This window comes from Pseudomonas sp. R3-41, assembly GCF_054161485.1.
The window spans coordinates 4,048,305-4,059,551 of sequence record NZ_CP096421.1 but is presented as its reverse complement, the minus strand read 5'-3'; the positions used below and the strand labels follow the sequence as shown (position 1 = coordinate 4,059,551).

Annotated in this window: 5 protein-coding genes and 2 pseudogenes; 6 read left to right on the top strand and 1 reads right to left on the bottom strand. The window is 62.5% G+C overall.

The features are described 5' to 3' along the window. The first annotated feature begins 78 nt into the window (after positions 1–78). The 3 genes and pseudogenes from macA to M1D99_RS17755 form a co-directional block, all read left to right on the top strand. The gene (macA, locus tag M1D99_RS17765; RefSeq protein WP_186710323.1) at positions 79–1,230 is read left to right on the top strand and encodes a macrolide transporter subunit MacA; all 1,152 of its coding nucleotides are present in this window, start codon (positions 79–81) and stop codon (positions 1,228–1,230) included. A 2-nt stretch (positions 1,231–1,232) separates the two neighbouring features. Beyond that, positions 1,233–1,929 (top strand): annotated as a pseudogene (locus M1D99_RS17760) (ABC transporter ATP-binding protein); the annotation flags it as partial. Positions 1,930–1,991: 62 nt separating this feature from the next. Beyond that, positions 1,992–3,194 (top strand): annotated as a pseudogene (locus tag M1D99_RS17755) (ABC transporter permease); the annotation flags it as partial. Positions 3,195–4,000: 806 nt separating this feature from the next. Here M1D99_RS17755 and M1D99_RS17750 read toward each other — a convergent pair. Further along, positions 4,001–5,341: a diaminobutyrate--2-oxoglutarate transaminase family protein gene (locus tag M1D99_RS17750; RefSeq protein ID WP_434570754.1), complete on the bottom strand. Its 1,341-nt coding sequence runs from the start codon at positions 5,339–5,341 to the stop codon at positions 4,001–4,003. Positions 5,342–5,635: 294 nt separating this feature from the next. Here M1D99_RS17750 and M1D99_RS17745 point away from each other — a divergent pair, with 294 nt between their 5' ends. The 3 genes from M1D99_RS17745 to M1D99_RS17735 are packed head-to-tail and all read left to right on the top strand — an operon-like array spanning position 5,636 to position 11,237. Beyond that, entirely contained in the window at positions 5,636–7,030 is a 1,395-nt protein-coding gene (locus tag M1D99_RS17745; RefSeq protein WP_458132150.1) for an efflux transporter outer membrane subunit, read from the top strand. Next, positions 7,027–8,130, top strand: coding sequence for an efflux RND transporter periplasmic adaptor subunit (locus M1D99_RS17740; protein WP_434570750.1), 1,104 nt, complete (start codon positions 7,027–7,029; stop codon positions 8,128–8,130). Before M1D99_RS17745 ends, M1D99_RS17740 begins: the two co-directional genes overlap by 4 nt. Further along, a complete protein-coding gene (locus M1D99_RS17735; RefSeq protein WP_458130526.1) occupies positions 8,127–11,237 on the top strand; it encodes an efflux RND transporter permease subunit in 3,111 nt (1,036 codons plus the stop codon). The genes M1D99_RS17740 and M1D99_RS17735 overlap by 4 nt, the downstream gene beginning before the upstream one ends. Positions 11,238–11,247: the final 10 nt, after the last annotated feature.

The following is an 11,247-nucleotide window of genomic DNA, read 5'->3' as shown; positions in this document are numbered from 1 at the left end:
CGGCTCTTCCTTGACGCACATCCATGGAACCCGGCGCCACGCTGGCCGGGCCTGAAATCAACGCACTCATGGTTATTTATGGAAAAGTCGAAGTTTCGCAAAATCGCTATCGTGCTCGTCCTGGTCGTGGTGGCCGGTCTGGTTTTCTACAGCGCGCAATCGCCGGGCAAACCGCCGGAGTACCTGACCGCCATGGTCGAACGCACGGACATCGAAAACGCGGTGCTGGCCTCCGGCACGCTCCAGGGCGTCAAGCAAGTCGATGTCGGTGCCCAGGTGTCGGGCCAACTGAAGTCGCTCAAGGTCAAGTTGGGCGACAAGGTCAAGAAGGGCCAATGGCTGGCGGAAATCGACCCGATGCTGGCGCAGAACTCCTTGCGCCAGGCCCTGGTCAACGAGGAGAACCTGGTGGCCAAGCGGCAGGCCACGGCGGCGCAACTCAAGGACGCCAAGGCCACTTATGATCGCTACAAGAAACTGCAGCCGGACGACGCGATCTCCAAGCAGGAATACGAGACCGCCGAGTCCAACTACAGGGTGGAAGAGGCGAACCTGCTTTCCCTCAATGCGCAGATCAAGGACGCCCGCATCCAAGTGGAAACCGCGCGGGTCAACCTGGCCTACACCCATATCGTTGCGCCGATCGATGGCTACGTGGTGGGGATCGTCACGCAGGAAGGCCAGACCGTGATTGCCGAGCAACTGGCGCCGGTCCTGCTCAAGCTCGCCGACCTCGACACCATGACGGTCAAGGCGCAGGTGTCGGAAGCCGACGTGATCCACATCGTGCCTGGCCAAGAGGTGTATTTCACCATCCTGGGCGAGTCGGAAAAGCGTTATTACGCCAAGCTGCGCGGCACTGAGCCGGCGCCGCAGAACTTCCTCGAAACCCAGAACGCCGGGACGCCGAAGCAAAATACCGCGGTGTTCTACAACAGCCTCTTCGATGTGCCGAACCCTGACCATCGCCTGCGCATTTCCATGACGGCCCAGGTCCGTATCGTCCTCGACAAGGCCAAGGACGTGTTGACGGTTCCCGTCGCTGCCCTGGGTGCGAAAAACCAGGACGGCAGCTTCGTGGTCCGTGTGCTGGATGCCGAAGGCAAGGCCCAGCCGCGTAACGTGCGCATGGGCATCAACAACAACGTCCGGGCCGAGATCAAGGATGGCCTGGCCGAAGGTGACAAGGTCGTTATCGGCGAGCCGACCCCGGCCGTGGCGGGAGCCTGACCATGACCCAACCATTGCTGGAACTCAAGGGCATCACCCGCAGCTTCCAGGCCGGCGAAAAGGCCTTCATCGCCCTCAAGGACATCAACCTGACGATCAATGCCGGCGAGGTGGTTGCGATCACCGGGGCGTCCGGCTCCGGCAAGTCGACCTTGATGAACGTGCTTGGCTGCCTCGACCATCCGAGCGCCGGAAGCTACAAGGTGGATGGGCGCGAAACCGGTTCGATGAACGACCGTGAACTGGCGGTGTTGCGTCGGGATCACTTCGGTTTCATTTTCCAGCGCTACCATTTGCTGCCGCACCTGAGTGCCTTGCACAACGTCGAGATGCCGGCGATTTATGCCGGCGCGGGCGAATCGCAACGGCACAGCCGTGCCGGGGAACTGTTGAAACGCCTGGGGCTGGTGGGGCACCTGAGCAATCGGCCCAGCCAGCTCTCGGGTGGCCAGCAGCAACGGGTGAGTATCGCCAGGGCCCTGATGAACGGCGGTGACATCATCCTGGCGGACGAACCCACCGGTGCGTTGGACACCACCAGCGGCAAGGAGGTGATGAAGATCCTGCTGGAGCTCAACCGGGCGGGGCACACGGTCATCATCGTGACCCACGATGAAAAGGTGGCCGCCCATGCCCAGCGCATCATCGAGATCCGCGACGGCGAGATCGTCAGCGATCGACCCAATCCGCAGCAACCGCTGGAGGACCTGTCGCCACAAGGCACACGCCCGGCCAAGGTCAAGCCGGCGAACGGCCTGCTCGCCCGCTTCGGGCTGTTCAGCGAAGCGTTCAACATGGCCTGGGTGGCGCTGGTGTCCCATCGCATGCGCACCCTGCTGACGATGTTGGGCATCATCATCGGCATCACCTCGGTGGTCTCGATCGTGGCCATCGGCGAAGGGGTCAAGGCGTATGTCCTGAAGGACATCCAGGCGATTGGCAGCAATACGATCGAGATCATGCCCGGGGCCGATTGGGGGGACAGTCGCTCAACCGCGATCGAAACCCTGGTGCTGTCCGACGTCACGGCCCTGGGCGACCAGTATTACATCGACAGCGCGACCCCCAACGTTGGTCGTAATCTGCTATTGCGCTATGAAAACATCGACGTCAACGCGACCGTCAACGGTGTCAGCGATAGCTATTTCCAGGTTCGCGGGATCAAGATCGGCTCCGGTGTCGCGTTCAGCAAGGACGATGCCCGGCGACAGTCACAAGTGGTGGTGATCGACCACAATACCCGCCAGCGATTGTTTGGCCCGAACACCGATCCGCTGGGCAAGGTGATCCTCATCGATAACCTGCCTTGCACGGTCATCGGCGTGACCGAAGACCGCAAGAGCGTCTTCAACACCTCCAAGAGCCTGAACGTATGGATGCCCTATGAAACGGCGGCCGGCCGGTTACTGGGCCAGCGGTTCCTGGACAGCATCACGGTGCGAATAAAGGACGGGCAACCGAGCAAAGTCGTGGAAGACAATGTGGTCAAGCTCCTGACCCAACGCCATGGCCTCAAGGACTTCTTCACCTACAACCTCGACAGCGTGCTGCAGACGGTGCAGAAGACCAGCCAGTCCCTGGCGCTGCTGCTCTCGCTGATTGCGATCATCTCGCTGGTGGTCGGTGGCATCGGTGTGATGAACATCATGCTGGTCTCGGTGACCGAACGAACCCGTGAGATTGGTATCCGCATGGCCGTTGGCGCGCGCCAGTCCGACATCCGCCAGCAGTTCCTGGTGGAGGCGGTGATGGTGTGCCTGATAGGCGGCACCATTGGCATCGCGCTGTCGTTTGGTATCGGCTATGTCTTTTCGATCTTCGTCAAGGAATGGCAGATGGTGTTCTCGATGGGATCGATCGTCACCGCGGTCGTCTGTTCGACCCTGATCGGCATCGTGTTCGGCTTCGTGCCCGCGCGTAACGCCGCGCGGCTCGATCCGATTAATGCATTGGCGCGGGATTGAGCCGGGCTGCCGGGCTCGAACCCAGGCATGGAACCTGTGGCCAGACGTGGAACCTGTGGCCAGACATGGAACCTGAGGCCAGACATAGAACCTGTGGCCAGACATGGAGCCTGAGGCCAGACATAGAACCTGTGGCCAGACATGGAGCCTGAGGCCAGACATAGAACCTGTGGCCAGACATGGAGCCTGAGGCCAGACATAGAACCTGTGGCCAGACATGGAGCCTGAGGCCAGACATGGAACCTGAAGCCAGACATGGAACCTGAAGCCAGACATGGAACCTGAGGCCAAACATTGAACCTGTGGCGAGGGAGCTTGCTCCCGCTGGGCTGCGAAGCGGCCCTAAACCCCGGCAGCTCGGTCCGTCTGGTTGATGGAGCCAACCGTGTTGGGGCCGCTTCGCGACCCAGCGGGAGCAAGCTCCCTCGCCACAAGAATTGTGCCTGGCGCCTTATACCGTCACGCGTGCTGCATGGGGGGCGTGTTTCGCCAACCTTCCTCACCGCCTGTTTGAAGCGGTCAAGTACCATGCCGACCTCGGTCTCGGTGATGGTCAAGCTTGAAGCCAGACATGGAACCTGAAGCCAGACATGGAACCTGAAGCCAGACATGGAACCTGAGGCCAGACATTGAACCTGAGGCCAGACATGGAACCTGTGGCGAGGGAGCTTGCTCCCGCTGGGCTGCGAAGCGGCCCTAAACCCCGGCAGCTCGGTCCGTCTGGTTGATGGAGTCGACCGTGTTGGGGGCCGCTTCGCGACCCAGCGGGAGCAAGCTCCCTCGCCACAGGAATTGTGCCTGGCGCCTTATACCGCCACGCGTGTTGCATGGGGGCGTGTTTCGCCAACCTTCCTCACCGCCTGTTCGAAGCGGTCCAGCACCATGCCGACCTCGGTCTCGGTGATGGTCAGGGGCGGAAGGAACCGGAGCACTGCGCCATGGCGCCCGCCGGTTTCCATCATCAAGCCATTGTCGAAGCAGTTGAGCTTGATGGCGTGTGCACGTGCGCCGTCAGCCTGGCCGGCGCGCTGGTTGTCTGCCGGCTGGGTGATTTCCACGCCGATCATCAACCCGCGCCCACGGATGTCGCCGATGAATGGACAACGCCGAGCGATGTCCTGCAGGCCGCTCTCCAGCCGCTCGCCCATTCGCGCGGCATGGGCGACGAGATGGTCTCTGCGGATTTGCTGCATGGTGGCGGCGCCGGCAACCATCGCCACCTGATTGCCGCGGAAGGTCCCCGCATGCATGCCAGGCCCCCAGGTATCCAGATGTTCGGCGTACACGATCACCGCCAATGGGTAGCCACCGCCGATGGCTTTGGACAGCACCAGGATGTCGGGGACGATGCCGGCGTGCTCGATGGCGAAGGTGCTGCCGGTGCGCCCCAGGCCGGTCTGGACTTCGTCGACGATCAGCAAGATGTTCTGCTCGAAGGTGATTTCCCGCAGCGCCCGCAGCCAGTTGGCCGAGGCCGGGATGCAACCGCCTTCGCCTTGCACCACCTCGACGATGACCGCCGCCGGCTTGGCGACGCCGCCTTCGGGGTCTGAGAGGACGGTGCGGATGTAGTCGATGGACAGTTGATCGGTGTGCTCGCCATGGGTGCCGAACGGGCATCGAAACCGATAGGGAAAGGGCAGGAAGTGCGTGCCTTGGGCGATCAAGCCATCGCCGGATTTGGGCGACAGCTTGCCCATCGCCGACAATGCGCCGGCCGTCATGCCATGGTAGCCGCCGTGGAACGCCATCAAAGGCGAGCGCTTGGTGTAGTGGCGTGCCAACTTGATGGCGGCCTCGACCGCATCCGAACCGCTGGGCCCGCAGAAGAGAATCTTGCTGGTGTCACGCATTGGCGCCGGCAGCATCGAAAACAGTTCCTGCACGAACGCATGCTTGGCCGGCGTGGCCAAGTCCAATGCCTGCTGCAGATGATCGCTGGCGAGGAAGCGCATCACCGCGTCCCGGACTTCGGGTGGATTGTGTCCGAGGGCCAGTGTGCCGGCGTTCGACAGGCAATCGAGAAACTCCTGGCCGCTGGCATCCTTGATACGCATGCCTTTGCCGCTGACGAACAGTCGCTGGAAAGTCTGCGCATAGGTACGTGCGTTCGATTCGATGTTTTCGAGGTAATTGAGTGCTTCCATATTCGATCATCCATTGGCTATGGAAAGTGAACCGAGCGGGGGCGGTTGCTGCTCGACAGCAAGTGCAGCCATTACTTGGCAAGTCGAGCTCATTTCAACAGGCCCCCGCCGTTATCGCGAGTTTTCCTGCCGGCAGCTGTCCCCAATTTCCACGCCAGACATCGGAACGGGCGCGGGGTTAAATACCTGCCACACCGCTGAGTTGCGCCGGAGCCGGGTGCCTTGCTGTCTTCACCTTTGACGCCCTTTGAGAACCCTATGCCTGCCATCAAGCCCCCAGGAAGAATATTGTGGGTGACACTGTGTGCGGTGGCCTTGAGTGGTTGCGTATTGGGCCCTGACTATCGGGTGCCAGACGTTCCGATTGCCGCCCAGTGGCAGGCACCGGTGCCACATGGTGCGTCCGTGGCCGGGTTGACTGACTGGTGGCAGCAATTCGATGACCCGGCGTTGGCCGAACTGTTGCGTCTGGCCGAAGCCGATAGCCCGTCCATGGACCAGGCCTGGGCCAATATTTCCCTGGCCCGTGCGACCGCCGACAGTGACGCCGCCGATGCCTTGCCCAAGTTCGATGGCAGGTTGTCCGGTGGTCGAGGCGGGCAGCAGACCGGTTCTGAACGCCTGGGGGGCTCAGGTTCTTCGGCCACGATGGATGCCGCTTGGGAACTCGATCTGTTCGGCAAGTTGCGCCGCAACAATGAAGCGGCCAGCTCCCGCGCCGAAGCACGGGTGGATGACTGGCATGACGCGCGGGTTTCGCTGGCGGCCCAAGTCGGTGATTACTACGTGCAATACCGGGGCTGCCAGAAGTTGGCACTGGCCTACCGTGACCAGGCCCAGTCACAACAAGACACTGCACGCATGACGCACCAGTCGTTCGGGGCGGGCTTCACGTCCTCCGCCGACGCAGCGCTGGCCGATGCCAGTGCCGCCAGCAGCGCCGCGACCCTGGTCCAACAGCAGAGCGAATGCCAGGTGCTGCTCAAGAGCCTGGTGGCGCTGACAGGCAGCGATGAACGTCGATTGCTGGAAGTGCTCGGCCACACCCCGGCGCAACTGCCGCAACCGGCAGCACTCAATGTGCAGCAGATTCCGGCCGACTTGCTGCGTCAACGCCCGGACGTCGCTTCCAGTGAGCGCGAGCTGGCAGCGGCGAATGCCGAGATTGGCGTCGCCCAGGCTGATCGCCTGCCGAGCTTGAGTCTTTCCGGGACGATTTCCGTGGGCACCATGGTCGGCCAGCGCAACCGCTCCTGGTCATTGGGCCCGGTACTGTCGATTCCGCTGTTCGACGGTGGCAAGCGTCGCGCGGCGGCGCAGGGGGCCAAGGCCTCCTATGACGCAGCCCTCGCGGTCTACCGCCAGACCTTGCGCACCAGTGTGATGGAAGTGGAGCAGGCGTTGGTGCGTCTCGATGCGGCCCGTCGCCGGGAGTCGGATGTAGAACGTTCCACCGCCGGTTTCCGGGAGTCTTTCGAGGCCATCGACCGCAGTTGGCAGGCTGGCAACGTCAGCCTGCTGGACCGGGAAACCGCACGCCGCCAGGCGCTGACCGCCGAGATCGAATTGATCACCTTGCAGCAGAATCAGGTGCGCTACTGGATTGCCCTGTACAAAGCGCTGGGAGGCGGCTGGCAAGCCGACCAGCCGCTGGCGCGGAATCGGCCATTGAGCGGAGACGGCGCGTGAGGTCGAGATCGGGCAAGTACGCGTTGGCAATCGTTGTGTGCGCGCTCGTGGTGGCGTTGATCTATTTTCGCCGCGGCACTGAGCCGGCCGAGGCCGCGCCCCGGGTCAGCAGCTTGAGCGTGGAAGTCGTCCAGGCGCAACGCCAGGTCTGGCCGCAATTGTTGTTTGCCACTGGCGCGCTCGCACCCTGGCAGGAAGCGGTGATCAATGCCGAGACCAGTAACCTGCGCATCGCCAGCATCGAGGCCGATGTAGGCAGCCGGGTAAAGAAAGGTCAGTTGCTGGCCACGCTTGCCAGCGAAACGGTGATCGCTGAAGAAAACAAACAGAAGGCGCTCCTCGCCCAGGCCGAAGCCAACCTGGAACAGGCCCGTTCCAATGATCGTCGGGCCCGGGTCGTCGGACAGGGCGGGGCGCTGTCGGAACAACAACGCGAAGACTATCGCATCAAGGTCGCGCTCGCCGAGGCTGATCTCGCCAGTGCCCGCGCCGAACTGCAGAGCACGCGGATCCGGCTCGGACAGACGCGCATCGTCGCCGTCGACGATGGCGTCATTTCGGCGCGCACGGCGCTGCTCGGCAAGGTGCTCTCCGCTGGCGACGAGCTGTTTCGCATGGTGCGCGACAGCCGCATCGAATGGCAGGCCGAGCTGGATGCCCGTCAACTGGCCCAAGTGCAGCCTGGCCAGGTCGCCCGCATGACATTGCCCGATGGCCAGAGCCTGGAAGGGCGGGTGCGGTTGGTATCACCTACGTTGAATACCAAGACCAGCCGGGGATTGATCTATGTCTCCCTGCCAACCGACAGCGCCGCCCAGGCCGGCATGTATGCCAGTGGCCAGATCGAACTGGCGCCGCGGGAGGCCGTCACGGTGCCGGACACAGCCGTTATCCTGCGGGACGGGCGCTCTTATGTGTTCACGCTCAATGACGACATGCATGTGGTCCAGCGGCCGGTGGTGGTCGGCCGACGCATGCATCAGGCCGTGGAGATCCTCAGCGGCCTCGATGAGCCTGCGCGCATCGTGCGTGCCGGCGGTGCGTTCCTCAACGATGGCGCGAGCGTGACCCTCGTTCAATCCCAGGTCGCCCAGCCATGAACATTTCAGCCTTGTCGATCCGCCATCCGGTCCCGGCCGTCATGCTGTTCATCCTGCTGACGCTCTTTGGCTTGGCGGGCTTTGAAAGACTCGCCATCCAGGACTTTCCGGACATGGACCTGCCGGTGGTGGTGATCAGCGCCTCGCTGGAAGGCGCGGCCCCGGAGCAATTGGAAACGGAAGTGGCGCGCAAGATCGAGGACAAGCTGACGTCCCTGCGCCTGCTCAAGCACGTGACTACGACCATCACCGACGGTGCAGTCAACATCAACGTTAGCTTTGATATCGACAAGGATGGCAACGAGGCGCTCAACGAAGTGCGCAACGCGGTCGACAGTGCCATGGCGCAACTGCCGGCGAGCCTGGATACACCGTCGGTTGCCCGGCTGACCACCAGCGCCTCGGCGTTGCTGACCTATGTCATCGACTCCGACAACCTGGATGAAGAAGCCTTGTCCTGGTTCGTCGACAATGAGTTGAGCAAACAGCTGCTGGCGGTGCCCGGGGTGGCCATGATCGCGCGTACGGGCGGGGTCGATCGGGAAGTCCAGGTCGATCTCGACCCTGCGCTGATGGCGGGCCTGGGCATTCGCGTCGCGGACGTCGCCAACCAGTTGCGGGCCATGCAGAAGGACAACTCCGGTGGACAGGGCAACTTGGGCAGCGGTCAGCAAGCCATGCGCACCTTGGGCGCCATTGATGATCCGGCGGCCCTCGGCGCTATCGATATTCCCAGTGGCGACGGGCGCCTGCTTGCCCTGGGGCAGTTGGCCGACATTCGTGACACCCATGCCGAACGTAGCTCGCGGGCGTTTCGTGATGGCCGGCCGGTGATCGGTTTCCAGGTCACGCGTTCCCTGGGATTCTCCGATGTCGGCGTCGCCAATGACGTGCGGCAGGCCATGGCCACGTTTGAGGAACAGCACCCCAACGTGCAAATCGTTGAGGTCAGTGACACGGTCAAGGCCGTGCTCGCCAACTATCACGACTCGATGAATTTGCTGTACGAAGGCATGCTTCTGGCGGTGCTGGTGGTCTGGTGGTTCCTGCGGGACTGGCGCGCCACGCTCATCGTCGCCACGGCGCTGCCGCTGTCGATCATCCCCACTTTCGGCGTGATGTACCTGGCCGGGTTTACCCTCAATTCCGTTTCCTTGTTGGCCTTGGCGTTGGTCATCGGTGTGCTGGTGGACGATGCCATCGTCGAGATCGAGAACATCGCGCGGCACTTGCGCATGGGCAAGACCCCGCTCCAGGCCGCCACCGAGGCCGCGGATGAAATCGGCCTGGCGGTGCTCGCCACGACGGTCACCCTGGTCGCGGTGTTCCTGCCCACGGCGTTCATGGGGGGGATCGCCGGGAAGCTGTTCCGCCAGTTTGGTGTGACGGCGTCGGTTGCGCTGCTGTTCTCACTGCTGGTGGCGCGGCTGCTGACGCCGATGATGGCGGCTTATTTCCTCAAGGCGAGGAACGAAGCCGACCATGACAGCGCCTTGATGACCCGTTACCTGGGCTGGATTCACCTCAGCCTGACTCGGCGCAAGACAACGATGGCTCTGGCCGGCCTGTGCTTCGTCGCAGCTCTGGCGTTGGTGCCCTTGCTGCCCACCAGTTTCCTGCCTGCCCAGGACACCGGCCGTAGCAAAATCACATTGGAGTTGCCGCCAGGAACGACGCTGGAACACACCAGCGCAATGGCCTTGCAGGCCAGCGAGCGGCTGCGTGAGCTTCCTGACGTTACGCATGTGTTCAGCTCTGTGGGGACCGCCAGCAGTTCCGGCTCGAGCCCTGCCGATATCACCGGTGCTGGCGATGCGGTCCTGACGGTGGAACTTGCACCCCGGGATGCACGCGAGCGCAAGCAGGTGGAGGTGGAAGCGCAGATGCGCCAGGTGTTGCGCACACTCCCGGGCGTGCGCATCAACGTTGGCGGCGATGGCAGCGGAGAGAAGCTCAATATCGTCCTTGCCAGTGATGACGGCGATCTGCTGGAGCGCACGGCGAGCGCCCTTGAGCCCCAGTTACGGGAGCTGCGCGGGATCGGCAACGTCTCGTCAAGCAGCGCCCTGCAACGACCGGAAATCCAGATGCGACCGGATTTTGCCCGGGCAGCGGAACTGGGCATCACCAGCCAAGACATCGCCGATACCTTGCGCATGGCGACTTATGGCGAATACTCCTCGCAACTGGGCAAGATCAATTTGTCCCAGCGCCAGGTGGACGTGCGGGTGCGCATGGATTCGCTGTTGCGCGACGACTTGCAGGCGATCAGTCAATTGCGAGTAACCGGTCGAGACGGCCAGGTCGCCCTGGCCTCGTTGGGGGACATCAGCATGGGCAGCGGGCCGGCGCAAATCAGCCGGCTGGACCGCCTGCGCAATGTCACCCTGTCTGTAGAACTCAATGGTCGCAACCTGGGTGAGGTCATGGCCGAGGCCCGCCAACTGCCAGTGATGCGCAACTTGCCAGCCGAAGTGAAGCTGGTGGAGCAGGGCGAACTGCAGTTGATGACGGAACTGTTCGCCAGCTTCGGCCTGGCCATGGCCATTGGCGTGTTCTGTATCTACTCGGTCCTGGTGTTGCTGTTCCACGACTTCTTGCAACCGGCCACGATTCTTTCGGCACTGCCGCTCTCGCTGGGTGGCGCGTTATTGGCCTTGCTGATCTGCAATTTCAGTTTTTCCCTGCCATCGGTCATTGGCTTGTTGATGCTGATGGGTATCGTGACCAAGAACTCCATTCTGTTGGTGGAGTACGCCATCGTGGCTCGCCGCGATTACGGCCTGGGTCGATACGATGCGTTGGTGGATGCTTGCCACAAACGTGCCCGCCCGATCCTGATGACAACCGTTGCGATGGGTGCCGGGATGTTGCCGACCGCAATGGGAATGGGCGAGGACCCGAGCTTCAGACAGCCGATGGCGGTGGTGGTCATGGGTGGTTTGTTGACATCGACACTGTTGAGCTTGCTGGTGGTACCGGTGATTTTCACTTACGTGGACGATGCGTTGGAATGGGTGAAGCGTTGCACTCGATCGCCAAGGGAGGACGGTACGGCGGAGGGAGGGAACCATATTCCCCCAACAAATACTCGACTCGGTCAGTGAGTGAGCAACC

Excerpts from the sequence above, each read along its gene's own strand:
- M1D99_RS17735 (WP_458130526.1), top strand. The coding sequence starts at position 8,127 with ATGAACATTTCAGCCTTGTCGATCCGCCATCCGGTCCCGGCCGTCATG.
- M1D99_RS17750 (WP_434570754.1), bottom strand. The coding sequence starts at position 5,341 with ATGGAAGCACTCAATTACCTCGAAAACATCGAATCGAACGCACGTACC.
- macA (WP_186710323.1), top strand. The coding sequence starts at position 79 with ATGGAAAAGTCGAAGTTTCGCAAAATCGCTATCGTGCTCGTCCTGGTC.